Genomic DNA, 25,282 nt, shown 5'->3' with positions numbered 1-25,282 from the left:
CGGGGAACCGGTCGTGCCGCACTCCGTCGCGGAGTGTTCACGCCAGGGCACGGCGGGGACAGTGCCTCCGGCCGTACCGGACTCGCGGGCCCGGCCCGGCGCGAGGTCCTTGCGCCACCGCCACTGTGCGCGCGGCACCCACCAGTCGCCACCTTCGGTCCGCTCCACCCGGCGGCGAACGGCTCGCCACCCACAAGAAAGGACGTCGCGGGCGACCGGATCGTTGCACCGGCGACGGCCCCGGGTGTGAAGATCACATACGTCACACATGAGAAGGACCGTACCTTCCGCCGTTCGCTTCCTCCCACCCGGGAAGCCGACGAAACGACACGTCAGGCGAGTCGCGACGCCCGCTTTCTGCCCGCATCGAGATGGGGGAGGAGCGGCCGCGCGCGTGCGCGAAGTCCGGTGGACCTGCCCGGTGATGCACGGTGCTGGTTCGGTGACGTGTCGGCACACCGTAGGAACCGGGGGAGAGTGGCTCCGCGGCCCCGGAAGGCGCTGCGGACGGGCATGGTGCGCGGCCCTCTTGCCCCGGTCGTGGCCGCGGACGCGCCACGCGCCGGCGAGCGCGCCCGGCAGGGGCATCTCCCGGCCGGGCCCGGCCGGTTACTCGGCGGCGATGTACCGGTGTCCGGCCGCCGTTTCGGGGCACCTCCGTGGCCGGAGGTATGACCTCTGACCTGGTAATTTCTGTAGATGATCATTTCGCTTCGCTTATCCCGTGCGGCCCGGGCCGCTTTCATCTCCGCGCTCGCCCTGACCGTGCTGCCCGCCTCGCCCGCCACCGCCGACGACGCGACTCCCCATCTCGACGCCGTGGAACGCACGTTGCGCGAGGTCTCGCCCGGCCTCGAAGGGGATGTGTGGGAGCGGACGGCCGGCAACCGGCTCGACGCCGGCGCGGACGACCCCGCCGGCTGGCTGCTCCAGACGCCCGGCTGCTGGGGCGACGCCGGCTGCCGGGACCGCGTCGGTACCCAGCGGCTGCTGGCCAAGATGACCGAGAACATCTCGCGGGCGACGCGGACCGTCGACATCTCCAGCCTGGCGCCCTTCCCGGACGGCGCCTTCCAGGACGCCATCGTCGCGGGCCTGAAGTCGTCCGTGGCCTCCGGGCACCGGCTCAAGGTCAGGGTCCTGGTCGGAGCCGCGCCGGTCTACCACATGACCGTGCTGCCCTCGAAGTACCGGGACGACCTGCGCGACAAGCTGGGCCCGGCCGCCGACGCCATCACCCTGAACGTCGCCTCGATGACGACGTCGAAGACCGCCTTCTCCTGGAACCACTCCAAACTCCTGGTCGTGGACGGCGAGTCCGCGGTCACCGGCGGCATCAACGACTGGAAGGGCGACTACCTCGACACCGGCCATCCGGTCAGCGACGTCGACCTCGCCCTGACCGGCCCCGCCGCCGGGACGGCCGGGCGCTACCTGGACCGGCTGTGGGGCTGGACCTGCCGCAACAAGGCCAACGTCGCCAACGTGTGGTACGCCTCCTCGGGCGGATCGGACTGCATGGCCACCATGGAGCGGGACACGAACCCCCGCGCCGTCCCGGCCACCGGCGACGTGCCGGTGATCGCCGTCGGCGGACTCGGCGTGGGCATCGAGGACTCCGACCCGGCCTCGTCCTGGCGACCGGCCCTGCCGGACACCTCCGACACCCGGTGCGTGGTCGGCCTGCACGACAACACCAACGGGGACCGCGACTACGACACGGTCAACCCCGAGGAGAGCGCGCTGCGTTCGCTGATCTCCAGCGCGACCCGGCACATCGAGATCTCACAGCAGGACCTCAACGCGACCTGCCCGCCGCTGCCCCGCTACGACACCCGCGTCTACGACGCCCTCGCCGCCAAGCTCGCCGACGGCGTGAAGGTGCGGATCGTCGTCAGCGACCCCGCCAACCGCGGCGCCGTCGGCAGCGGAGGCTACTCGCAGATCACGTCCCTCTCCGAGGTCAGCGACGTACTGCGCGACCGACTGGTCCGGATCACCGGTGACGAGACCAGCGCCAGGGCGGCGCTCTGCTCCAACCTCCAGCTCGCGACCTTCCGCAGCTCTTCGAGCGCGCGCTGGGCGGACGGCCACCCCTACGCCCAGCACCACAAGCTGGTCTCGGTCGACGGCTCGGCCTTCTACATCGGATCGAAGAACCTCTACCCGGCGTGGTTGCAGGACTTCGGGTACGTCGTGGAGAGCCCCGGCGCGGCCCAGCAGCTCGACGCACAGCTGTTGACTCCTCAGTGGACCTACTCGAAGGAGACCGCCACGGTCGACTACGAGCGGGGCGTGTGCCACATCTGACGCCCCGTCCGGAGAGCGGAACGAGGCGGGCCGCGCCTGCGGGCAACGTGCTGCCACGGGCGCCGGCCCGCTCTCGCGACCGGCGCTGGAGGTGGAACGTGGTGGCCGCCTCCAGGGCCGCCCGGCCGGTAGCGCCCCGGTTGACCGGCGCGTCCCCGCCGGTGACGAACAGGAACGCGGCATGCGGTGCCCCGTAGAAGCCCATGGGGGGGAGGCTGTCGGAGGCTAGGAGACGGCCTTCGGCAACGGGGCTGTCTCCTCGGCGAGTTGTGCGGTCCGTTTCCTGATGGCAGGTCCCAGGGCGAGTTGGGCCAGCGCGGCGGTCACGCAGAGGGCGGCGCAGGAGAGCCACAGGACGGTGGAGCCGACGGCCAGGAGGCGGGTGCCGGCCAGGGGGGCGATGAGGAAGCCGGTGCCCCAGGCCATGCCGAGCAGGCCGTTGTAGCGGCCGCGCAGGCCGGGCGGGGACAGATCGGCGACGATGGCGGCGGTGACGGCGAACACCAGGACCTCGCCGAGGCTCCACACCGCGACGGCCAGGGCGAAGGCGGGGCCCGCCGACGCGGCGGCGACCAGCGTGTTGCCCCCGGCCGCGAGCACGAAGCCGGTGGCCAGGACGCGGCTCTTGTCGAACGGCGCGAGCCGGTGGCCGATCAGCGGCTGTACGAGGATGAGGACGACGCCGTTGACGGCCATGACCGTTCCGTAGACGTCACCGGACAGTCCGTGCCGTGCCATGGCCAGCGGCAGGGTGGCGAACGCCTGTTGGAAGACGACGGCGTACAGGACGACCACTCCGGCGAAGGCGAGCATCGCCCGGTCGGCGAGGACGGTGCCGTAACTGCCGGTGGTGCCGCGCTCCGCGGCGGTCGGCCGGGTCTCGGGAACCGCGCACCACACCAGCAGGCCGAAGACCGCGCACGCGGCGGCGTCGACCCAGAAGAGCAGGGAGAACCCGCGGGTGGCGAGGTGGCCGCCGAGGACCATGGCGGCGGAGAAGCCGAGGTTGACCGACCACAGCAGCAGGCCGAAGGCGCGGGTGCGGTCGGCGGCGGGGACGGTGTCGGCGACCAGGGCCTGCGCGGCGGGCCGGAAGAGGTCGAGGGTGACACCCAGGGCGAAGCCGGCCGTCGTGAGGGCGGGCAGCGACTGCGCGTGGCCCAGCGCCAGCAGGGAGCCGGCGTTGGCGAGCATCCCGCCGGTCAGGGCGACCCGGCGGCCGAACCGGTCGGTGAGGAAACCGCCCAGCGGCTGGGAGATCACCGAGCCGACCCCGACGATCGCGAGGATGCCGCCGATGGTGCCGAGCGGCACGTCGCGGACCTGGCTGAGGTAGAGGCTCAGAAACGGGCTGACCATGGCGCCGAGGCGGTTGACCAGGGTGCCGGACCACAGGACCCAGAACGCGCCGGGCAGACCGCCGGCGCGGACCGTGACGAGGGTCCGCAGGCGGCCGGCGGGGGACGTGGCGGACGGGGCGGGGGTCAACGTGTTCCTCCGTGCTTGCCGAGCGGTCGGGTGGGGTGGCCGACAGGGGCGTCCGCTACTGCGGGGCCCGCGAGGGCGCCGGGCCGGGCCGCGCGGGCCCGGCGGCGCTCGCGGCCAGTGCGGCGCGGTCGACCTTGCCGTTGCCGGTGACCGGCAGGACGTCGACCACCCGCAGTTCGGCGGGGACCATGTACGCGGGCAGGGCGCGGGCGCAGAAGTCCCGCAGGACGGCGGCCATGTCCTCGCCGGGCGCCGCTTCACCGGCGCCCGTATGGGAGAGGTGCCGCGCGCCGCCTCTCGGGTCCGCGACCACGAACGCGGCCAGGCAGCCGCCCCCGTCGGGCCGGGCCAGGCGCAGCGCCGCGGCGGCGGTGACGGCGGGGTGGCGGGTCAGGCGGCGTTCGACCTCGCCCAGCTCCACCCGGTTGCCGTTGATCTGCACCTGGGAGTCGGCGCGCCCGAGGAAGTACAGCTCCCCCTTCTCTCCGCGCGTCGCCAGATCCCCGGTGCGCAGGACGACCTGGCCCGACTCCGGGCACAGCGGGTCGGGCACGAGGGCGGCGCGGGTGGCCTCCGGGTCGTCCCAGTAGCCGGAGAAGAGCGCCGGGCTGCGCAGCAGCATCTCCCCGGCCGTTCCCGGTTCGTCGACGAGGTCGCCGTTGCCGTCCCTGAGCAGGAGCTCGGCGCCCGGATGGGCGGTGCCGATCGACAGCCGCTCCAGCTCGGCCGGCAGCGGCTCGGGCACGTCCTCGAAGGTGGCCGCCATCGACTCGGTCGCCCCGTAGCAGTTGACGATCCGCATACCGGGGCGCAGCTCCTGAAGACGGCGCAGCTCCGGCAGGGGGAACTCCTCGCCGCAGAACAACACCCCTCGCAGGTGGTCGAGTTCGGCCAGCCGGTCCGCCTCGTGGCGCAGGACCTGCCGCCAGATGGACGGTACTCCGTTGACCTGGGTGGCCTTCGTGTCGCGCAGAGCGCGCAGGAAGGGCCGGGGCCAGCGCACCAGGCGCGGAGGGACCGGGACCACCGCCGCGCCGCTGCCCAGCGCGAGCCCGATGGTGAGCAGGGAGAAGTCGAAGTGCAGCGGGGAGGTGCCGGCGACGCGGTCGCCGGGGGCGGCGATGCGGTACGCCAGCATGCCGCGGCAGAAGGCGGTCACGGCACGGTGGCTCATGACAACGCCCTTGGGACGACCGGTCGTTCCGGAGGTGAACACGATGTAGGCGGGGTCGGTGACACACGGCACCCGCCGTCGGCGCGCGGTCGCCGTGGGGGCGCGTTCGACGACCAGTGCGCCGCCGCCGAAGTGTGCCGTGCCCAGTGTCGCGGGCAGGTCCGCGCGCTCCGCGGTCGCGGCCCGCACGTGCAGCGCCGGGCGGGCGGTCTCGATGAGGGCGCGCAGCCGATCCGGCGGCATCTCCGGGCTCACCGGCACGAAGGTCAGCCCGGTACGGGAGCAGGCGAGGAGGACGGCGATCGACTCGGCGCTCACCTCCGCCTCCAGCAACACCCGCGTGCCAGGGGCGAGTTCCAGCGCCCCCAGGGTTGCCGCACAGGCGTCCACGGTGGCGGTCAGCTCGGCGTAGGTGGTGACGGTGGGCGCGCCGGTGGCCGCGGGTTCGACGACGGCCGGGTGGTCCGGGGAGTGCCGGGCGGGGTCGAGCAGGAGGTCGTGGAGGAACTCACCGGTCGCCGCGGTGCAGTCCGGCCGTTGGCTCACTGACGAAGTCCTTTCCGCCGAGGGGGGGGATGGCGTACGCGTGGTGTCGGCCGGGTCCTGTGCGCGAGCGCGAGACCCGCACCTTGAGTAGTTCCGTATTACGGAATTACGTTTCCGATATCCAAACCCACGCTCTCACACGCCACCGCGGAAGCGCCACCCGCCTTTTTCAACCCCTCTCGCATGGGCGGGAGATGGCGGGCGGCGGGCGGGGGCGGGCTCGCGTGAAGTGGAGCCCCGCCCTCCCGGTGATCGCTGGACAGATCCCGCGAGCTGTGGCAGCTTGTGGCGCGCTCACTGGAATTCAGTTTCCGTATTATGGAATATGGAGGTGTGTGGCGTGCGTCCGGCTGATGCGGGACCCCTTTCCCTGGGCCAGCTCTCCGTCTGGCACGACATCCGCGACCTGCCGAAGAGCCGCCGCCACGAGCCCAACAACGCGGCCGTGTGGGACCTGCCGCCCGGGACCGCCCCGGACGCCGTGCGCGGCGCGCTCGCCGCGCTCGCCGTACGGCATCCCTCCCTGCGCACGCGCTACGACCTGCGGGACCCCGACGCGCCCCGGCAGTGGCTCCCGGACGAGCCGCCACCCGTCGACCTCACCACCGTCCCGGCCGGGGACGCCGAGGCGGCGGACCTCCCGCTGCGACTGGCCGCCGAACCCTTCGACCTGGGCCGGCAGGCCGGCTGGCGGGCCCGGTTGGCGACCGGAGAGCCCACGGCGGACGGACGGCGGCCACCGAGCCGGCTCGTCCTCGTCAAGCACCACATCCTGGCCGACGCCTGGGCCCAGGAGGTGCTGCGGCGCGACCTGCTGCGCGAACTCGCCGCGCCCGGCAGCCTCGGCGGACCGGCACCCGGCCCCGCCGACCTGGCCGCCGAGCAGTACGGGCCGGACGGACTGCGGCGCCAGGACGCCGCGTTGGCGTACTGGCGCCGCACGCTCGACCAGGCTCCGGCCACCCGGCAGCCCCTGACTGGGGACGCGCCCGGCGCGGTCGTGCAGTGCACGCTCCGCTCGGCCGCCGCGCTCCCCGGGGCCCGTGCGCTCGCCCGCCGGGCCGGGGTCTCCGTCGCCGGCGCCGTCCTGGCCGCGTACGTCCGCGCCGTGGGGCGCCGGTGCCGAAGCGGCACGCTGCTGGTGCAGTTGATGAGCGCCAACCGGTTCTCCGGACGCTGGAGGGACCTCGTCACCTCGATGAACGAGTGGGTCCCCGCCCTCGTGGACGGGGTGGACGCGGACATCGTGACGCTCGCCCGCACCGTGCACTGGGGCAGCCTGCGCGCCGTCCGGCACGGCATGCACGACGTGACGGCCCTCGCCGCGCTGCGCGCCCGTATGCCGCGGGCCCCCGAGCCCGCCTGCGCCTTCAACCACGTGGCCCTGCCGCCCGCCGACCGCGGCGGCACGGCACCGCGCGAGGCCGCCGGACCGGTCGAGCCCGCCATTTCCTTCGAGACCCCGTTCACCACCATCGGACCACGCTGCTACGCCCGTTCCCAGGAGGACGGACACACCCTGACCGTGCGGCTGACCGCGCGGGACACCGGGCGCGCCCAATGCGCCGCCCTGCTCCGGGAGTTGCACGACACACTGCTCGCCGCCGCCTGACGCCCCGGCCCCTCGCCCCACCGCCCCGCGCCCCCTGGAGGTCCCGTGCCCGGCCCCACCCCCAGCCGTCCGCTCGCCCGGCCCCGCCAGGACGGCACCGCCCCCGCCCACATCGTCGTCCTGCACCGCTGGAGCGACCGGTACGCCGACTACGCCCGCTACCTCGACCACACCGCCCACCAGGTCAGCTACGTCACCACCGAACGGGCCCTGACACACCTGCCGTTGGACGGGGCCGCCGGGGTGGAACTGGTGGACAGCACCGAGAACGCCAAGGCGGTGCGCGAGGCCGTGGACCGGCTGGCCGAGCGGTGCGGGCCGCCGACGCGCGTCGTCGCCCTCCAGGAGACCGATCTCGACCTGGCCGCCGCCCTGCGCGACGAACTGTCCCTGCCGGGGCCCGGCACGGAGGAACTGCGCCCGGTGCGCGACAAGTTGCTGATGGCCCGCCGCCTCGCCGCGCACGCGGTCCCGGCACCGGCGACCGCCGACGCCCCCGGCCACGCCGCCGTGTCCCGCTTCGCCGCAGCCCACGGCTGGCCCGTCCTGGTCAAACCGCGGCGCGGCACCGCCAGCGCCCAGGTCACCCGCCTGAACTCCCCGCGCGAGCTGGCCGCCTACGTCTTTCCCACCGGCACCGACATGATCGTCCAGCCGTGGGTGCCGGACCGCATCCTGCACGTCGACGGCGTCTTCGACGGCCGCGACCTCGGCTTCTGGCGGGCCTCGCGCTATGTGAGCAGCTGCCTGGAGTTCACCTCCGGCGAGGCGCTCGGATCGGTGGAGATCGACGACGGCGCCGCGCTGGAGCGCATCGGCGCGCTGACGGCTCGGGCCGCGCGGGCCCTGCTGGCCCGTCCGTCCGTCTTCCACCTGGAACTGTTCGAGAGCGAGCGCGGTGCGCTGACCGTGCTCGAACTCGGAGCGCGGCCCGGCGGGGCCGAAGTGCCCTTCGTCTGGCGGGAGGTGCACGGCGTCGACCTCATGGCCGCCGCCTTCGCCCACCAGACGGACACCCCCGACCCGACACCGGCCGCGCCCTCCCGGACCGACCGGGTCGGCGGCTGGCTGCTGGTGCCGCCCTCCGTCCCCGCTCCGTGCCGGGTGCGCTCCGTGACCCTGCCGGACGACGGGCCCGCCTACGCCCACCGCGTCCCGCACCGGGGGCAGTTGATGACCGGGGGCGGGTACGAGCACGCCGGAGCGCGCTTCCGATTCGCGGGCCGGAGCAGCGCCGAGGTGGAGGCGGCGCTGCGCCGTACGGCCCGTGGGACGGCGCTGGTGTGCACGCCCGTCGACGAGCGCGCGCCCGCCCGGGTGGCCGTGGTGGGCTGCGGGAACCCGCCCTACCGCCGGTACGCGCTCGCCGCCCTGGCCGAACGGGTCGAGACCGCGCTCGTGCAGTCCGGACCGCCGAGGTGGCAGCGTCCGTACGTCGGAGACCGGTTCCGGGCCGCCGACACCGCCGACGCCGACGCCGTCACCGAGGCCGTCGCCGATCTGCTCGCCTCGGCCGACGGCGCGGGCGCGATCCTCACCTGGGACGAGACGCTGCTGGCCACGACCGCGCAGGCCGCCCGGCGGCTGAACCTGCCGCACCTGGGGCCCGAGGCCGTGCGCGGCTGCCGCGACAAGCTCACCACCCGGCGGACCCTCGCCGCGGCCGGGGTGCCCTCCGCGGCCTTCCGCCATGTCCACGGCCGCGCCGAGGCGATCGCCGCCGCCGTGGAACTCGGCCTGCCCGTGGTGGTCAAACCCCGCGGCCTGGCCGGCTCCATCGGCGTCACCCTCGCCGACACGCCCGAGGCGGTCGGCCGGGCCTTCGACCGGGCCACCACCGCCGCCTTCCCCGGCATCGACCGGCTGGCGGGCGCCATCGTCGAGGAGTACCTCACCGGACCCGAGATCAGCGTCGACTGCGCCGTCGACGGCGGACGCGTCCACCTCGTCAACGTGGCCCGCAAACGCCTCGGCTTCGCCCCGCACTTCGAGGAGGTCGGGCACCTGGTGGCACCCTGGCGGCACGAACCCTGGGCCTGCGACGCGGAGTCCGTGGTCACGGCCGCGCACACCGCGCTCGGCCTGCGCACCGGCATCACCCACAGCGAGCTGCGGCTGACCCCGTCCGGGCCCCGCGTGGTCGAGGTCAACGGGCGGCTCGGCGGCGACTTCGTCCCGCTGCTCGGCCGCCTCGCCACCGGCGTCGACCAGGTGGCCGCCGCAGCGGACCTGGCCCTGGGCCGCACCCCCGACGTGACACCACGCCACGAGCGCTGCGCCGAGGTCCGCTTCGTCTACCCCGCGCACGACGCCGTCGTACACGAACTCGACGTCACCGCCGCGGCGGCCGTGCCCGGCATCGCGGACGCCGTCGCCCTCGCCCCGCCGGGCACGGAGCTGCGGCTGCCCCCGCACGGCATCGTGCCCCGCCTGGCCGCGCTGATCGCCACGGGCGACCGCCCCGAGGAGTGCCGCACGGCCCTGGACACCGCCGAGCGGGCCGTGCGCCACCGCCTCGCGCCGCTCCCTCGCTGACCTCGCACCAGAACGCCGACCTCTCACTCCGCACAAGGCCGACCTCTCACCCCGCAAAAGGAAGCAAGGAGCTCTTCGACCATGTGGATCCTGGGCGTCAACGCACCACCGGCCGGCCGGCACGACACCGCGGCCTGTCTGATCGACGGCGACGGCCGGATCGTCGCCTTCTCCGAGGAGGAACGCCTCAACCGGCGGCGCCACTCGCTGTACCGCAAGCCCGCCGGTGCCGCCCGGTTCTGCCTGGAGCGGGCGGGCATCGGCGCCGCCGAGATCGACGTGGTCGCGGTGGGCTGGGACGACGAACAGCTGCACCCGGGCGGATTCGCCGACGACGCCGAGTTCCTCGCCCACGCGGTCGGCCTGGACTTCGGCGAGCGGCTGCCGGAGGTGGTGCGCGTCGGCCACCACCAGGCGCACGCCGCCTCCTCCTTCTACGCCTCGCCCTTCCGCAAGGCGGGCGTCCTGGTGGTCGACGGCCACGGCGAGAACGAGTCCTCCAGCATCTGGACCTACGAGGAGGGCCGCGCACCGCGCCGGGAACGCTCCTGGCGGCGCACCGCCTCCCTCGGCTACGCCTACGACGCGGCCTCCACCTGGCTGGGCTTCTCCTTCCTCGACGCGGGCAAGACCATGGGCCTGGCCGCCTACGGCCGCGCCCGGGGCATCCGCACCGAAAGCCTCGTGGCCATCGAAGGCGACGACTTCGCCCTCGCCGTCGAGCCGCTGCCCGAGCGCCCGGGGCGGGCCACCGCCGAGGAGATCAAGGAGCAGTACGGCCACACGGTCGCCCGGTGGCGCGAGCGCTACGCCCGGATCGCGGGCGCCGACGGGCCGCGGGCCGCGCCGGACCGGCTCGCCGACGACCCCCGGGCGGTCCTGATCGCCTACACCGCCCAGCGCGTCGTGGAAGAGGCCGTCACCCATCTCGCCTCGCTCACCCGCAAGGCGGCCGGGGTCGAAGAGCTGTGCATGAGCGGCGGCGTCGCCCTGAACTGCTCCACCAACGGCACCCTGCCGGGACCCCTGTACGTACCGCCGGTTCCCCACGACGCCGGCGTGGCCCTCGGCGCCGCCTGGACCGTCCACCCGCCGCGCTCCCGCACGGCGCCGCTCTCCCCGTACCTCGGCAGCGACACCGGCGCCGGGACGCTCACCGCCGCGGACACCGAGGACCTGCGCCGCACCCCGCTGGACATCGACGAACTGGCCGGGCTGCTCCTGGACGGGCGGATCGGCGCGGTCGCGCAGGGCCGCGCCGAGGTGGGGCCGCGCGCCCTGTGCCACCGCTCGATCATCGCCGTACCGGACACCGCGGACGTCAACACCCGGGTGAACGCGGTGAAGAACCGCGAGCAGTGGCGCCCGTTCGCCGGTGTCACCCGGCCCGGCTACGGCGCCCGCCTGTGGGAGCGCCAGGAGCACCTCAGCCGCTACATGCTGGGCGCCGCCCGCGCCACCGAGCTGGGCCGCCGGGTCGCCCCCGGCGTCGTCCACGTCGACGGCACCACCCGCCCGCAGACGCTCGACGGCGACGAGGCGCCCGCCGTCGGCGCGGCCCTGGACGCCCTGGCGGCCCGAGGGGCGCCGCCGGTCCTCCTCAACACCTCCTTCAACGACCGCGGCGAGCCCGTCGTGGACCGCGCGCGCGACGCGCTCGCCGCGTTCCGCTCCATGGACCTGGACTTCCTCGTCCTCGAAGACGCCCTGTACCGGAAGAAGAGCCCGTCGGGAGGGGGCGCATGATGGCGGCCGGCCGGGCCGCGTCCGAGCGCTTCCGCGCACTCGGTCCCAGGCACCTCGACGAGATCGCCGCCCGTTTCGGGCTGGGGGAGGAGGTACGCGAGACGGTGCGCCGGCTGTCGCTGGTGCTGCCGTTCCGGGTCAACGAGTACGTCCTGAGCCGGCTGATCGACTGGGACCGCGTACCGGAAGACCCGATGTTCCAGCTGACCTTTCCCCAGCGGGGCATGCTGGCGGCCACCGACGAGGAGCAGCTCGCCAAGCTCTCCGCGGACCCCGGGGACAAACCGCTGCTGCGCGAGCTGGTCGGCGACATCCGGGGACGCCTGAACCCGCACCCCTCGGGCCAGCAGCAGTACAACGTGCCGCACCTGGACGGGCGGCCCGTGCCGGGACTCCAGCACAAGTACCGCGAGACCGTCCTGTACTTCCCCGGCCAGGGGCAGACCTGCCACGCGTACTGCACCTACTGCTTCCGCTGGGCGCAGTTCGTCGGCGACGCCGACCTGCGCTTCGCCGCCCCGGACCCGGCCGGGCTGCTCGCCCATCTCGCCGCGCACCCCGAGGTCAGCGACGTGCTGGTCACCGGCGGCGATCCGATGGTGATGACCACCGAACGGCTGCGCCGCCATCTGGAGCCGCTGCTCGCCCTGGAGTCGGTCGACACCGTGCGCATCGGCACCAAGTCGGTGGCGTACTGGCCGTACCGCTTCACCACCGACCACGACGCCGACGACGTGCTGCGCCTGTTCGAGCAGGTCGTGGCGGCGGGCAAACAGCTCGCCGTGATGGCGCACTTCAGCCATCCGCGCGAGCTGGAGACCGCGCCCGCGCAAGAGGCGTTGCGGCGCATCCGCGCGACGGGCGCCGTCGTGTACGGCCAGGCACCGCTGATCGCCCGCGTCAACGACGACGCGGCGACCTGGAGCGCCCTGTGGAAGGCCGAACTGGCCGCGGGCGTCGTCCCGTACTACCTGTTCGTGGAACGCGACACCGGGCCGCACGCGTACTTCCAGGTGCCGCTGGCCCGCGCGTCGGAGATCTTCCGAGCCGCCTACCGGACGCTGCCGGGCCTGGCCCGTACCGTGCGCGGCCCGGTCATGTCCGCGACGCCCGGCAAGGTCGTCGTGGACGGGGTGCAGGAGACGCCCGAGGGCGCCTACTTCCAGCTGCGCATGCTCCAGGCCCGCGATCCCGCCCTGGTCGGCCGCCCCTTCCGGGCCCGCTACTGTCCCCGGGCGGCCTGGCTGGACGACCTGGAGATCGCCCCGGACTGCCCGCCCGACCTGGCGGCCGCGCTGCGCGGCACCCCACCGGAATCCGGGGCGGCCGCGTGAGGCCGAGCGCTCCGCCGGTGGTCCGGGACGGCGGCCGCGTGAGGCCGGGCGCTCGGCCGGCAGCCCGGGGCGGCGGCCACGTGATGCCCGGCGCCCCCTTGTGTCCACCCACCCGCGAAAGGACCCCGCACGTGCCCGGTTCGCCTCCACCCGCCCGCGATACGACCCCGCACGTGCCCGGTCTCCCGCGGCGCCCGCTCTCGCCCAACCTCGCTCTGGACCAACTGGTGCACGAACGCCGGGCCGCCGGGGAGTCCCTGGTGCATCTGGCGTTCGGCGAGGCGCGGTTGCCCCTGCTGCCCGGTCTCGCCCGGGCCCTCGTCGAGGGGCGGGACGGACGTCGTACGGTCCGGTGGCGGGCCGCGCCGACGCACGCGAGGCCGTCGCCGGCTACTTCGCGCGCCGCGACCTGCCCACCGAGGCCGACCAGATCGTGCTGGCGCCGGGCAGCAAGCCGCTGCTCATGGCCCTTCAGCTCACCGTCCCCGGCGATGTGCTGCTGCCCGCCCCCGCCTGGAACACCTACGCTCCCCAGGCCGCGTACGCCGGCAAGCGGGCCATCGCGGTCCCGGTGCCCGCGGACTGCGGGGGAGTCCCCGAGCCCGCCGCCCTGCGCGCCGCGCTCGCGCGGTCCCGCGCCGCGGGCCAGAAGCCCGCGTCGCTGGTCCTGACGCTGCCCGACAACCCCACCGGCACGCTCGCCCCGCCCCGACTGGTGCGGGAGATCTGCGCGTTGGCCCGCGCCGAGGACCTCGTCGTCATCTCCGACGAGATCTACCGTGACGTGCTGCACGACCCGGCGGGCGGCTACCTCAGCCCCGCCGAGGTCGTGCCCGAGCGCACGGTCGTCACCACCGGCCTGTCGAAGAGCCTGGGCCTGGGCGGCTGGCGCATCGGCGCCGCCCGCTTCCCCGCCGGGGACCTGGGACGCCGGCTGCGGGAGGGAGTGCTGTCGGCCGCCGGCGAGCTGTGGTCGACACTGGCGGGCCCGATGCAGCAGGTCGCCGCGTACGCCTTCGCCGAACCGCCGGAGGTGGTACGTCGGTTGCGGGACGCCGCCCGCCTGCACGGCGCCGTGGCCCGCGCGGTGCACCGGATCGCGCTCGACGCCGGCGCCCTGTGCAGACCCCCCACCGGCGCCTTCTACGTCTACCCCGACTTCGAACCGCTGCGCGCCGAACTGGCCGCCCGCGGCGTCACCGGCTCCGCCTCCCTCGCCCGGCGCCTCCTCGACGAGTCCGGCGTCGTCGTCCTGGCCGGACACCTGCTGGGCGACGCCCCCCACGCACTGCGCTTCAAGGCGGCGACCAGCCTGCTGTACGGGGACGAGCACGGGCAGGCCGAGGCCCTGGCCGCCGACGACCCCGTGCGCCTGCCGCACATCGCGGGCCAACTCGCCCGCATAGCCGACGCGTTCGCCGAGCTGACCGGCCGCCGCCCCGCGCCCGCGCCGGTGCACGACCCCGCGCCCGCGCACGACGTCCGGAGGCGAGCCGAACCAAGCCGAGCCGATGACGGCGACGGCGAGCGATCACCTGGGAGGGGCCCGATGAAGAAGTCCGACGTCCCGGAGGAGGCCCGATGAAGGAGATCGACCCCACCCCCGCGGTCCTCCGCGAACTCGACCGTGCCGCCGAGCGGCTCCTCACCGCCGCCGCCACGCTGGACGACGCGGCCGTCACCGCCCCGTCCCGGCTGCCCGGCTGGACCCGCGCCCACGTCCTCAGCCACCTCGCCGCCCAGGCCCCGGCGCTGGAACGCCTGCTGACCTGGGCGCGCACCGGCGTCAGGAACGATCAGTACGCCGGCCGCGAGGCCCGGGACGCCGAGATCGAGGCCGGGGCGCTGCTGCCCGCCGCCGCGCTCGTGGCCCGGGTCCGCGAAAGCGCCCGGAGCTGGCAGCGCGCGGTCGAGACGCTGCCGGGGCCCGCATGGGACGCCACGATCGTCCCGTTCACCGGCGAGACCTGCACCCCGCGCCGCATCCTCGTCATCCGGCTGCGCGAACTCGTCCTGCACCTGGTCGACTTGGACGCCGGTCCCGAACTCGCCGACATCCCGGCGACCGCGCGGGACATCGTCCTGGACGACGTCGTCGGCTACTACGCCGAGGCCGAGAAGGTGCCCGCCTTCACCCTGAGCGACGCCGAGGGCATGGAGCTGGCCCGGTTCGACGGCGGCGGCCCCCTGGTCCGCGGCGCGCGGGCCGAGCTGCTCGCCTGGCTCAGCGGGCGCGGTGACGGCGCCCTCCTCGACGCGCCCGGCGGCCTGCCGGTGCTGCCCCCGTGGATCTGACCCGCGCCCCTCCCCGAACGACCGAGGACTCCACCGACATGCCCATCCCCCTGCCCCCGGCAGCCCCCGCCCCCCTGCCCCTGGCGGGCATCCGCAGCGACCTGCTCGACTGCGTCCAGGTGAACCTGGCCGTGCTCGCGGACCACTTCCACGGCCCCGGCACCCATCTGCGCCTGGGCGCCCGCCTGGACCTTCCGCTCCGTACCCTGCCGGACGGACTGCCCACCGCCGACCCCACCCTCGACACGCGGCTGACGGGTGACGCACCCCTGGTGGGACTGCGCCCGGTGACCAGGCGCGGCCTGGCCGCCGCCGACCTCCTCGCCGAGACGGCCCGGCGGACCGAGGCGCACTACGTCGTCGCCGACAGCTATCACCTGCCCTGGCTGCCCTACCACGGCAACGCCCACATGGAGCACAGCTTCCTGCTCGCCGCCGGCCCCACCGGATGGCACGTCACCGACGCCTACCGCGTCGAGACCCGGTGGGGCGCGGCGGAACCGGGCGAACACATCCTGGACGAGCGGGAGTTGGCGGGCATCGGGACCGCCGAGGTCGTCACCTTCGCACCGGCCCCGCCCGAGCCCGCGGAGCCGAGCGTGGCCGACTTCGACCCCGGGCCCTACGTCACCGCGTACGCGACCTGGCCGGACCGGCTGCGCGCCCTCGGCCAACTCTCGGCGGAGACCTGGCTGCTGGCCCGCGCCCGCAGACTGCACGCCGCCCACCGCGCACAGCGCGCCGGACGCGCCGAGCCGCCGGAGGCCGTACGCGCCCACCTCGCGGCCTGGGACAAGCTGGTCGAGCAGACCTACCTCGCCCAGCGCAGGGTGGCCCGCGGCCGTGCCGAACCGGCGGGCGCCCTGGACCGGCTGGCCGAACTCCTCGCCGCCGACCGCACCGTGTTCGCCGTCGACCGCGGTGCCTTCGCGCACGACAGCGACGACGCCACTGCCGACCGTGACGAGCTGCGCTCTTCCGTCGCCCGCGCGGCCGCCGGCGTCCTGGGCGTCACGGAGGCCGAGCTGCTGGACGGCGCCGCGCTGGACTCCTTCCCCTCCTTCAGCTCCTTCCGGCTGGTCGAGATCATCGACCGGATCGAGAGCGACCTCGGCCTCGAACTCGCCGCCGACGAGCTGATCCCCGAACAGCTGCGCCACGTCGACGACTTCTGCCGCATCGCCCGCCGCTGACACCCCCCCCGCAGCGCACCGGCGCACCCCGCACCGAAAGGACGCCCCCATGGACCCCCGCTTCACCGAACTGCTCCGGCCCTTCCTCAAACACGCCGGCCCCGGCGACCTCACCATCACCCCCGAGACCGATCTGCGCCGGCTCGGCGTCGACTCCATGCAGGCCATCGAGCTCCTCTTCCAGCTGGAGGACGGCTTCGGCATCCAGCTCCCCGACGAGGACATGACCGACGCCACCTTCGCCACCGCGGGCAGCCTGTGGCGCGCCGTCGCCGCCCAGCTCTCCGGCGAGGAACCCGGCCCGGTGACGGCGTGAGCGCGGAGGCCGCGTCCTCGCTCGCCGCCCGGCTCGCGGAGGTCGTCGAGGTGACCGAGGCCCACCTCGCGGACGCCGACCGGGACGCGGTCTTCCCGCTGGAGGCGCTGGCCGCGCTGCGCCGGTCCCGGCTGCTCGGGCTGCTGGTGCCGGTCGCGTACGGCGGCCTCGGCGGCACCCCGCGCGACCTGGTGCGGGCCGCCGAGACCCTCGGGCGCGCCGACATGTCCGTGGCCATGATCTTCGCCATGCACTGCCAGCAGTCGGCCGCCCTGGTCCGCCATGCCGACGAGCGGCTGGCCAAGGCGGTCCTGCCCCGCGTCGCGGCCGGCGAGATCTACCTCGCCTCGGTCACCACCGAGACCGGCAAGGGCGGCCGGCTCACCACGGCCGACGCCCGGTTGACCGAGGCCGACGGCCTGCTGGAGATCGACCGGTTCGCGCCCGTCGTCACCGGCGGCGCCCACGCGGACGGATTCCTCATCACCATGCGCGCGCCGGGCGACGCCACCGCCCACGATGTCTCCCTGGTCTACGCCGACCGGGACCAGCTGACCGTGGCGGCGTCCGGCGACTGGCAGCCGATGGGCATGCGGGCCAGCCACAGCGCGCCCCTGCGGCTGACCGGCCGCGTCCCGGTCCGCCAAGTGGTCGGCGAGCCGGGGTACTTCCACGAGATCGCCGCGCAGGTCTTCGGCCCCCTCGCTCATCTGGGCTGGTCCGCCGCCTGGCTCGGCACCGCGGCGGGCGCGCTCTCCCGCGTCCTGCGCCTGATCCGCAGCCCGGCCGGCCGCGCCCGCTTCGACATCACCTCCGAGCTGCTGCTCACCCGTCTGTCCCGGGCCCGCCAGCGCCTGGACAGCGTCCACGCGCTGCTCCGGCAGGCGGTGCCCGTCGTGGAGTCGGGCGAGGACCTGTCCCGTCCGCCGCGGCAGCTCCTGCTCAACGCCCTGAAGATCACCGCCTCGGAGCAGTGCCTCGCCGCCGTGGACGAGCTGGTCGAGGCGGTCGGGCTGCGCGACGGCTACCTCAAGGACTCGCCCACCCGGCTCGAACTGGCCGTACGCGACCTGCGTTCCGCCGCGCTCAACTACCACAACGACCGTCTGCACCTGGCAGACGGCCGCCTCGCCCTGCGCGACCCGGGAGTCACCTTTGCCTGACCTGCCCGCCACCGCACCGGCCGGAACCCCGACGGCCGACGACCCCGCCCCGCGCGACCTGGCCCCGCCCGGCCCCGACCCCCGCGACTCCGCCCCGCCCGGCCCCGCCCCGCGCGACCCCGCCCTGAGCGGCTCGGCGGCGTGGGCGGCCCTCGGCGCGGCCGGTCACCTCGCCCGCGTCTACCGGGACGGCGACGTCCGCCGGGGCATCGACACCGACGGCCTCGCCACCGTGCTGGCCACGGCCGACGCCCGCTGGTCCATCCCCGCGACGCTGTCCGCCGCCGTGCAGCTCGCCACGGCCCTGCCGGTCCTTGCCACCGGCAGCGGCCCCGCCGTCGAGCGCGCCCTCACCCGCACCCTGAGCGGGACGGCCACCCTGGCCCTGGCCGCGACGGACACCACGGCGGGCACCGACCTGACCGCGCTGCGCACCGAGGCGGCCGTCGACGACACGGGCGTCACCGTGACCGGCGGCAAGGAGTGGATCACCAACGCCACCACCGCCGAGTCCCTCCTCGTCCTGGCCCGGCACCGCCCCGGCCGGCACTTCGCCAGCTTCACCTGGGTCCTGGTCCCGGCCGACGCGCCCGGTGTGGCGGTGCGGCCGGCGCGCTCGGCGCTCTACGCGGGCGCGGGCGCGGGCCATGTGTCGTTCGACGGAGTGCGCCTGGGCCGGGAGCACGTGGTGGGCCGGGTCGGGTTCGGCCTGCCGGCGTTCGCCCGGCACATCGCGGTCGAGCGTCTGGCGGGGGCGCTGTGGGGCGTCGCCCTGTGCCGCCGGGTGCTGGCCGACACGCGGCACCGGCTGACCGGGCGGGAACACCAGGAGGGCACGCTGTGGAGCCGCGGCCATGTCCGCCAGCGCTTCGCCGCCGCCCTGGTACGGGTCCAGGAACTCCACGCCCTCACCGAACGGGCGGCTCCCGCGGTGGCCGGGCACTACGACCTGCGGGCCGCCGCCACCTTGAAGGCCGCCGCCGGCACGACCGTGCCGTACGTCCTCGGGGAGTGCGCCCACCTGTGGGGAGCGGCCGGCTTCGCCGACGGGGGACTCCAGGAGGTCCGGGCCCAGGCCGCGCTCTTCGGCATCGGGGGCGGCACCACGGAGGTGGTCCTGGAGACGGTCGCCGAGGAGGCCGAGCGCGTCCTCGACGGTCTGCGCCGCGAGATCCTCGAAGCATGAGGCCCGGCCTGGTGGTGGGCCCCCTGGCGGTCGCCGGGGGAGTGTGGGTGGTGGCGGGCTCCGGCGCCCCGAGCACCCACCCGGACGACCGGCGCCGCGCCGCCGCCCTGCCCGAGTGGCGCGCCCTCAGGTTCCTCCACGGGCGCGGTGTGCTGCGGGAGCTGCTGCGCGCGGTGGCGCCGGAACTGGCCTGCACCGACATCGTGCCCGACGAGCGCGGACAGCCCCGCCTCGCCGGGTGCCCCGGGGCCGCGATCAGCGTCTCGCACAGCGACACCATGGTGGCCTGCGCCTTCGCCGCCGAGGGGCGCGTCGGGGTGGACCTCCAGCACCCGGCGCCCTCGGTCAGTGCCACCCTGGTCCGCCGGTTGCTGCGCTCCCACGCACCCGGCGTCCTCGCGCTCGCACCGGCACGGGCGGCGACGGAGGTGGCCTGGGTGTGGACGGCCCAGGAGGCGTGCGTGAAGGCGGCGGGGACCGGACTGGCGGGACGGCCGTGGGAGATCGAGGTGCCGCCGGGAAGCCGCGGCGGCCACTGGGGACCGTACCGCTGGACCTGTCTGCGGAACGTCTCCGGAACACCGCTGAGCTGCGCCGTGGGCCCGGCCCCGCCGCTCGGAGGGGCGGCCGGCCGCCCCTCCCCGAGATCCCGGCTCTCCCGCCCCTCCCTCTCCCCGAAAGGCGTGAACGACACGTGACCGAGGCCCCGCGAGCCGAACGCCGGACGCTGCGCGACTGGTTCGCGCACCCGGCCGCCGCCCACCCCGCCGCGACGGCACTGGAGGTCGGCGACACCCGGCTCACCTACGCCGAACTCGGCGTCTTGGCGGATCAGGTGGCCCACCGGCTGCTGGAACGGAGCGGCACCGCCGCGCCGCCGCGCCGTATCGGGCTGCTGACCGGGCGGACCGCCGTCGCGTACGCCGGTTATCTGGCGGTCCACCGGATCGGCGCGGCCGTGGTGCCCCTCGGCCCGGCCTTCCCGCTCGCGCGCAACGCCCGCGTGACCGCCGCCGCACACCTCGACGTGATCCTCACCGACGGCTCCTGCGACCACGCGGCCCGGCTGCCGGCACCGGTCCTCACGCTCACCGGCGAGGACCTGCTCGCACCCACCGCCACCGCACCCCCGGACCTGCCCGAGCCGGCCACCACCCCCGACGATCTCGCCTACCTGTTGTTCACCTCGGGCTCGACCGGCGAGCCCAAGGGCGTCCCGATCCGGCACCGCCAGGTGTGCGCCTATCTGGAACACGCGGTGCCGCACTACGGCCCCGGGCCAGGCGACCGCGTGTCGCAGACGTTCGACCTGACCTTCGACCCGTCCGTGCTGGACCTGTACGCGGCCTGGGGCACCGGCGCGACCCTGGTCGCGGCGACCCGTGGCGACCTGCTGCGCCCCGTCCGCTTCGCCGCGGCCCGCGCCCTGACCCACTGGAACTCCGTGCCCTCGGTGATCTCCCTGGCCGAACGGCTGCGGGCGCTGAAACCGGGCAGCCTGCCGGGCCTGCGCCGCAGCATGTTCTGCGGCGAGCCGCTGACCCTCCGCCAGGCGCGGGCCTGGGCGCTGGCCGCCGGGAACAGCACGCTGGACAACGCCTACGGCCCCACGGAACTCACCGTCACCTGCGCCGGCCACCGGCTCCCCGCCGACCCCGGCGCCTGGCCGGACACCCCGAACGGCACCGTGCCGATCGGCCCCCTGCACCCCCGCCTGGAGGGCCGCCTCCTGGCCGGCGAACTGTGTGTGCGCGGCCCCCAGCGCTTCGCCGGCTACCTCGACCCGGCCGACAACGCGGGCCGCTTCCTCGCGCCCGACGGCACCCCGTACGACCCGGGGACGCCGCTCACGGACGCACACTGGTACCGCACGGGCGACCGCGTGACCGCGCTGTCCCCCTCGACCGCCGACGAGGGCCCCCTGGCCCCCGGCACACCCCTCGCCCACCTCGGCCGTGTCGACCAGCAGGTCCAGGTGCACGGCTACCGGGTCGAGCTGGGCGAGGTCGAGGCGGCACTGCGGCACCTGCCGGGCGTCCTCGACGCGGTGGCGGTGGCACTGCCGGTGCCGGGCGGCGGCCTCGAACTCGCGGCGGCCCACACCAGCGCCCCCGGCGCCCGGACCGAGGACCACCGCACGGCTCTGCGCCTGCGCCTGCCCCCGTACATGGTCCCGGCCCGGATCACCGCGCTCGCGGCACTCCCGCTGAACCCGAACGGCAAGGTGGACCGCGCCGCGGTCGAACGGCTGCTGCGCGCGCCGGAGCCGTCCTGAGCCGTGACCGCCGTCCGGTGTTACGACGAGGCGGGCGGGTGCGGGGAGCGGAGCACGAGCAGGGTGATCTCGCTGGGGGCGAAGACGCGGAACGGCGGGCCCCAGAAGCCGGTGCCGCGGCTGGTGTAGAGGAGGGTGCGGGCGCCGTGCCGGCTGAGCCCGGCGACGACGGGCTGGTCGATGCGGACCAGGTGGTGGAAGGGCCAGATCTGGCCGCCGTGGGTGTGGCCGGAGAGCTGGAGGTCGATCCCGGCGGCCGCCGCCCGGTCGACGAACTTGGGCTGGTGGGCCAGGAGCAGGACGGGCAGGCCGGGGTCGGTGCCGTCCAGGGCGCCGGCGAGGTGGGCGCGGTGGCCCTCCAGGCCGGAGGACTCGGCGGTGACGTCGTCCACACCGGCGACCACGAGGGTGTCGCCGCCGCGTTCGAGCAGCAGATGGCGGTTGCGCAGCGGCTCCCAGCCCAGCTCGTCCATCAGGTCGACCCAGCCCTGGGCCTCGCTGTAGTACTCGTGGTTGCCGGTCACGTACACGCGGGCCCGGGTGGCCCGCACGGTGCCGAGGGGGAGGGCCTGGGCGCGGCGGCGTTCGGCCGTGCCGTCCGCGATGTCGCCGGTGTGGCAGACCAGGTCGGCTTCCAGGGTGTTCACGGTCTCGCACACCCGCTCCGACCAGCGGGCGCGGTCGAGGGGGCCGTAGTGGGTGTCGGTGATGAGGGCGACCCGGAGGCCGTCCAGCCCGGGGCCCAGACGGGGGAGCGGTACGTCGAGCCGGCGCACCCGTGGCACGCGGCGGGCCTCCGCGTACCCCCAGCCGAGCAGGACGGCGGTGGTGCCGAGGACGGCCCAGGTGACGATCCGGGCCCGGTCCTGACCGTCCCCGACGCCGGCCAGGACCAGGGCGAGCCGCAAGAACACACCGAGCAGAACGGACCAGGTGAACAGCACCCAGCTGGTGCCGAGCAGGGTGTCGCCGGCGATCGCCGCCCGGTCCCGCTGGCGCCGGCCGTGACCGTGCACCATCGCGAGCGGCATCCCGATGAGCCCGAGGACGAACAGGGCGGTGCCGGTCAGGGAGACGGGCAGCGGCCAGTGCTGGCCGGCGTGCAGGAGCACCCAGCAGGGCACGGCCCACAGCAGCACGGGGGCGATCAGCGGGATGACGCGCATCAAGCGGTGCAGCCGGCTCGGCCGCGGCTTCTGCGCCGCACCCTCGACGGGCCGGGTGTTGCTGGTGTCGGTCACGCTTCCCCTCCCTGACCGGGCTGTCGTCCCGCGCACTGTATCCGGACGGCGGTACGCCGCCGCGAGCACCTCGGTGAAGCCACCGCGGACACCTCCCTGAAGCCACCGCGAAGAGCTGCCTGAATGACGACAGCACCTGTCCGGTTCCACACCTAGTGTCGCCTTGTCGGCCACCGAAAGGACACCAGGCCATGCGCATCGCGGTCACCACGCCCACCGGGAACGTCGGACGCCATGTCGTCGCCCTGCTGATCCGGGCCGGGCTGCGGCCCCTGCTCCTCGCCCGCGACCCCGGCCGGCTCGATCCCGCGGTACGCCGCGAGGCCGACGCCGTCGCGGTCGACCAGCGGGACCCGGAGGCGGTCGTGGCGGCCACCGCCGGGGTCGACGCCCTCTTCTGGGTCGACCCCCCGACGACGGGCGCGGACCCGCTCGGCGACTACGCGCGGGCCACCGCGAGCGTGGTGAGCGCCGTCCGCGCAGGCGGCATCGAACGGACCGTCTTCCAGAGCAGCGTCGGCGCCGAGCTGCGCCACGGCGCCGGTGAGATCGACGGACTCGCGGGCACCGAGACCGCCCTCGACGCGCTCGGCGCCACGGTCACCCACCTGCGCTGCGGCTACTTCTTCAGCAACCTGGAGTCCCTCCTCGACGCCGTCCGGGCCGGCACGATCCCCGTGATCCTCCCGCTGGACCAGCCCCTCGCCTGGGTCGCGCCGCGCGACATCGCCGAGGTCGCCGTGGCACGCCTGCTGACGACCCACTGGTCCGGCCGCCATGTCCAGGCCGTCCACGGCCCGGCCGACCTCACCTGGACCCAGGCCGCGGAGATCGTGTCCGCCGCGATCGGCCGCCCCCTGCGCGTCGAACGCGTCACCGACGACGCGATGCGGCATCTGCTGCGCGCGTCCGGCATGACCGACGGCCTGGTCGAAGCGGTCATCGGCATGTCGGCCGGGCTGCGGGACGGCTTCGTACCGGAACAGCCCCGTACCGTGCGCAGCACCACCCCCACCACACTGGCGTCGTGGGCGTACGACGTGCTGCGGCCGCGCCTACGTGTTCATCGCGGAGACAGGTGAGTTGGCCGGGCGCTGACCCAGGACCGGCTCGGGTTCAGGAAGCGGTCGATCTCCAGGTCCGCCAATCCCAGTTCGTACGCGAGGGATCGGTCGTCCACGGGCCTGGTGACCACCGATTGCGTCCATTTCGAGCCGTCGATCTCGTAGTCGAGGGTGAAGGACAGCAGCTCGGAGGACGCCTGGCTCAGCTCGCGCATGCTGATCGTGCATCCTTCCGCCACTTCTCGCGCGAACGGCGGCTCGTCGACGTAGCGCCGCTCCGGCGGGTCCCGCTGGATGAGCACACGCCCCCGGTTCTCGACGTGGGCGCGGCAGACCCTGAGAAATGCCCGGGCCTGCTCGATGTCCGGTTTCTCGATCAGATGCGACATCAGGAGAACCACGTCGAAGCGGCGGGCGAGCTTCAGATCCTCGATCCTTGATTCGATGGTCTCCGCGCCTTTGATGTGCGCCAGCATGGCGGCCGACTCGTCGACCGCGACCACTTCGTGGCCCAGCTCCAGCAGGGGATGGGTGATTCTCCCCGCGCCTGAACCGAGTTCGAGGATGCTCGCACCCGCCGGAATCGACGCGTGGATCAGGCGCGGGCTCGAACCGGCCGGCAGGCGCGCGTAGAACTCCACCGGAGAGCCGTCGGGGGAGAGGGAGAGATCAGGGTGCGTCACTGTTCCTGCCACCTAGGTAGGGCATCGGCTGTTGGTGTGGGGCGAGAACAGGCCGCAGCAGTCGCCGTCCAGATCCTCGTCGAACACGCCTTCCTCGACCGCTGGATGCTCGCCGGTCAGATCCTTGAAGTCCTGACTTCTCAGCGGCGGCAGACCGGGCACCTCGATCACGCAGTCGGACGTGATGAAGTCGACGTGCACATCGCAGGAGTGGACCAGGCCGCGCACCTGGTTGCTCTGGCCGAAACCGATATGGACGCTCGGAAACCGCTCGTTGAGGTGCGAGTTCAGGGAGATGAACCGCTCGATGCCGATGTTGGTGCCGAATCCCAGCTCGCCGACGCGATCGGCGTTCGGGAGCCGCAGGCAGCGTTCGATCAATGTCGTGACCGAAGGGTCGTCGCACCGGTGGTCCGTCATGATGCCGTTCTCGATCTCGAACACGGCGGGATGTTCCCCCAGGCGCGCGTCGAGCGTCGTGTACGCGGTCGAGTTGAAGGCGCCGTCCGCGACGAGCGTGCCGCTGATCCGTGCGGGACAGGTCGCCACCTCGCCCGCGGGGAGGAGCACGAAGGCCCCCTCGCGGTGGAGACCGCGGTTGCTCACCCAGCGGTAGCGCGCGGGGTCCAGGACGACCTCCAGCTCCGACCCGGAGGACGTCCTGACCTTGAACTGCTCGGCGGTCCGGAGGATGTGCAGGAGCCCGGCGTTGATGTCGTTCAAGGTGGCCGGCGACGTCGTCACGGCCTGCCGGAAGAATTCCGCGCCGGTCATCACGGTCCGGAAGACCTCGGTCCGCTGCCCGGCGAACGGCTCCAGCGCGTCGCGAATCATGTGCGACGGGGTGACGATGTCGTATTCGACACAGAGGACGACAAGCCGGCCGGCGACCCGGTCGACAGTGAATTTCGTGCTGTCGAGCGCTTTCTTGACCGCGGCGGCGGACATTCCTTCCAGGTCCATGAGCGCCGTGGGCACACCCCGGATATCGAGTTCGGCTGCCACCCAGGCGGCCGGTTCGCGCGCGCTGCGCGCGTACAGCAGAAGCACCCGATCGTGGTCCTCGAGACGGATGTACTGATCGAGCATCGATGAGATTCCGTGCCAGACCTGTTCGTCAG

General features: G+C 74.5%; 19 protein-coding genes. 14 read left to right on the top strand and 5 right to left on the bottom strand.

Going from position 1 to position 25,282, the window contains the following annotated elements; translation table 11 throughout:
* Positions 1 to 699: 699 nt before the first annotated feature.
* Entirely contained in the window at positions 700 to 2,310 is a 1,611-nt protein-coding gene (locus GHR20_RS04255; RefSeq protein ID WP_153812277.1) for a phospholipase D-like domain-containing protein, read from the top strand.
* A 225-nt stretch (positions 2,311 to 2,535) separates the two neighbouring features.
* On the opposite strand, the gene GHR20_RS04250 is transcribed toward GHR20_RS04255, so the two are convergent.
* Together GHR20_RS04250 and GHR20_RS04245 are read right to left on the bottom strand one after the other, a co-directional pair.
* Complete coding sequence (locus tag GHR20_RS04250) at positions 2,536 to 3,798, bottom strand: MFS transporter (protein WP_194858806.1); 1,263 nt, start codon at positions 3,796 to 3,798, stop codon at positions 2,536 to 2,538.
* A 55-nt stretch (positions 3,799 to 3,853) separates the two neighbouring features.
* Positions 3,854 to 5,518 carry an AMP-binding protein gene (locus GHR20_RS04245; RefSeq protein WP_153812276.1) on the bottom strand — a complete coding sequence of 555 codons (1,665 nt, stop codon included), beginning with the start codon at positions 5,516 to 5,518 and terminating at the stop codon, positions 3,854 to 3,856.
* 340 nt (positions 5,519 to 5,858) lie between these two features.
* On the opposite strand from GHR20_RS04245, the gene GHR20_RS04240 reads away from it, so the two are divergent.
* The 12 genes from GHR20_RS04240 (at position 5,859) to GHR20_RS04185 (ending at position 21,173) form a co-directional block, all read left to right on the top strand.
* Entirely contained in the window at positions 5,859 to 7,130 is a 1,272-nt protein-coding gene (locus tag GHR20_RS04240) for a condensation domain-containing protein (RefSeq protein ID WP_194858805.1), read from the top strand.
* A gap of 45 nt (positions 7,131 to 7,175) precedes the next feature.
* Positions 7,176 to 9,665: an ATP-grasp domain-containing protein gene (locus tag GHR20_RS04235; protein ID WP_153812274.1), complete on the top strand. Its 2,490-nt coding sequence runs from the start codon at positions 7,176 to 7,178 to the stop codon at positions 9,663 to 9,665.
* 81 nt (positions 9,666 to 9,746) lie between these two features.
* Positions 9,747 to 11,411 (top strand): carbamoyltransferase C-terminal domain-containing protein, encoded by a 1,665-nt coding sequence (locus GHR20_RS04230; RefSeq protein WP_153812273.1) that lies wholly within the window; start codon positions 9,747 to 9,749, stop codon positions 11,409 to 11,411.
* Positions 11,408 to 12,745: a lysine 2,3-aminomutase gene (locus GHR20_RS04225; RefSeq protein WP_153812272.1), complete on the top strand. Its 1,338-nt coding sequence runs from the start codon at positions 11,408 to 11,410 to the stop codon at positions 12,743 to 12,745. Before GHR20_RS04230 ends, GHR20_RS04225 begins: the two co-directional genes overlap by 4 nt.
* Before the next feature lie 352 nt (positions 12,746 to 13,097).
* Positions 13,098 to 14,330, top strand: a complete 1,233-nt coding sequence (locus GHR20_RS04220) for a pyridoxal phosphate-dependent aminotransferase (RefSeq protein WP_343335989.1) — start codon at positions 13,098 to 13,100, stop codon at positions 14,328 to 14,330.
* Positions 14,327 to 15,040: a maleylpyruvate isomerase N-terminal domain-containing protein gene (locus GHR20_RS04215; protein WP_153812271.1), complete on the top strand. Its 714-nt coding sequence runs from the start codon at positions 14,327 to 14,329 to the stop codon at positions 15,038 to 15,040. The genes GHR20_RS04220 and GHR20_RS04215 overlap by 4 nt, the downstream gene beginning before the upstream one ends.
* Before the next feature lie 38 nt (positions 15,041 to 15,078).
* Complete coding sequence (locus GHR20_RS04210) at positions 15,079 to 16,233, top strand: hypothetical protein (RefSeq protein WP_208446837.1); 1,155 nt, start codon at positions 15,079 to 15,081, stop codon at positions 16,231 to 16,233.
* A gap of 49 nt (positions 16,234 to 16,282) precedes the next feature.
* On the top strand, positions 16,283 to 16,549 hold the full coding sequence (locus tag GHR20_RS04205; RefSeq protein ID WP_111584911.1) for a phosphopantetheine-binding protein: 267 nt from the start codon (positions 16,283 to 16,285) through the stop codon (positions 16,547 to 16,549).
* Entirely contained in the window at positions 16,546 to 17,712 is a 1,167-nt protein-coding gene (locus GHR20_RS04200; RefSeq protein WP_153812270.1) for an acyl-CoA dehydrogenase family protein, read from the top strand. Before GHR20_RS04205 ends, GHR20_RS04200 begins: the two co-directional genes overlap by 4 nt.
* Positions 17,705 to 18,898 carry an acyl-CoA dehydrogenase family protein gene (locus tag GHR20_RS04195; protein ID WP_243877926.1) on the top strand — a complete coding sequence of 398 codons (1,194 nt, stop codon included), beginning with the start codon at positions 17,705 to 17,707 and terminating at the stop codon, positions 18,896 to 18,898. The genes GHR20_RS04200 and GHR20_RS04195 overlap by 8 nt, the downstream gene beginning before the upstream one ends.
* Positions 18,895 to 19,596, top strand: coding sequence for a 4-phosphopantetheinyl transferase (locus tag GHR20_RS04190; RefSeq protein WP_194858804.1), 702 nt, complete (start codon positions 18,895 to 18,897; stop codon positions 19,594 to 19,596). Before GHR20_RS04195 ends, GHR20_RS04190 begins: the two co-directional genes overlap by 4 nt.
* Positions 19,593 to 21,173, top strand: coding sequence for an AMP-binding protein (locus GHR20_RS04185; RefSeq protein ID WP_153812269.1), 1,581 nt, complete (start codon positions 19,593 to 19,595; stop codon positions 21,171 to 21,173). Before GHR20_RS04190 ends, GHR20_RS04185 begins: the two co-directional genes overlap by 4 nt.
* A gap of 20 nt (positions 21,174 to 21,193) precedes the next feature.
* Here the strand turns inward: GHR20_RS04185 and GHR20_RS04180 are convergent, their stop codons facing one another.
* A complete protein-coding gene (locus tag GHR20_RS04180) occupies positions 21,194 to 22,414 on the bottom strand; it encodes a metallophosphoesterase (protein ID WP_153812268.1) in 1,221 nt (406 codons plus the stop codon).
* A gap of 191 nt (positions 22,415 to 22,605) precedes the next feature.
* On the opposite strand from GHR20_RS04180, the gene GHR20_RS04175 reads away from it, so the two are divergent.
* Positions 22,606 to 23,496, top strand: a complete 891-nt coding sequence (locus GHR20_RS04175; RefSeq protein ID WP_153812267.1) for an NAD(P)H-binding protein — start codon at positions 22,606 to 22,608, stop codon at positions 23,494 to 23,496.
* Here the strand turns inward: GHR20_RS04175 and GHR20_RS04170 are convergent.
* Positions 23,478 to 24,119 (bottom strand): class I SAM-dependent methyltransferase, encoded by a 642-nt coding sequence (locus tag GHR20_RS04170; RefSeq protein WP_194858803.1) that lies wholly within the window; start codon positions 24,117 to 24,119, stop codon positions 23,478 to 23,480. The two genes, GHR20_RS04175 and GHR20_RS04170, sit on opposite strands and share 19 nt — an antisense overlap.
* A gap of 54 nt (positions 24,120 to 24,173) precedes the next feature.
* Positions 24,174 to 25,250, bottom strand: a complete 1,077-nt coding sequence (locus tag GHR20_RS04165; protein ID WP_153812265.1) for a hypothetical protein — start codon at positions 25,248 to 25,250, stop codon at positions 24,174 to 24,176.
* Between the last annotated feature and the right edge of the window lie 32 nt (positions 25,251 to 25,282).

The sequence above is a fragment of the Streptomyces sp. SUK 48 genome, assembly GCF_009650765.1.
Taxonomy (GTDB): Bacteria; Actinomycetota; Actinomycetes; order Streptomycetales; family Streptomycetaceae; genus Streptomyces.
This window is presented reverse-complemented; position numbering and strand designations above follow the sequence as displayed.

Coding starts and splice junctions, on each gene's coding strand:
- GHR20_RS04255 (WP_153812277.1), top strand. CDS start 700: ATGATCATTTCGCTTCGCTTATCCCGTGCGGCCCGGGCCGCTTTCATC.
- GHR20_RS04230 (WP_153812273.1), top strand. CDS start 9,747: ATGTGGATCCTGGGCGTCAACGCACCACCGGCCGGCCGGCACGACACC.
- GHR20_RS04225 (WP_153812272.1), top strand. CDS start 11,408: ATGATGGCGGCCGGCCGGGCCGCGTCCGAGCGCTTCCGCGCACTCGGT.
- GHR20_RS04215 (WP_153812271.1), top strand. CDS start 14,327: ATGAAGGAGATCGACCCCACCCCCGCGGTCCTCCGCGAACTCGACCGT.
- GHR20_RS04210 (WP_208446837.1), top strand. CDS start 15,079: ATGCCCATCCCCCTGCCCCCGGCAGCCCCCGCCCCCCTGCCCCTGGCG.
- GHR20_RS04205 (WP_111584911.1), top strand. CDS start 16,283: ATGGACCCCCGCTTCACCGAACTGCTCCGGCCCTTCCTCAAACACGCC.
- GHR20_RS04190 (WP_194858804.1), top strand. CDS start 18,895: ATGAGGCCCGGCCTGGTGGTGGGCCCCCTGGCGGTCGCCGGGGGAGTG.
- GHR20_RS04175 (WP_153812267.1), top strand. CDS start 22,606: ATGCGCATCGCGGTCACCACGCCCACCGGGAACGTCGGACGCCATGTC.
- GHR20_RS04165 (WP_153812265.1), bottom strand. CDS start 25,250: ATGCTCGATCAGTACATCCGTCTCGAGGACCACGATCGGGTGCTTCTG.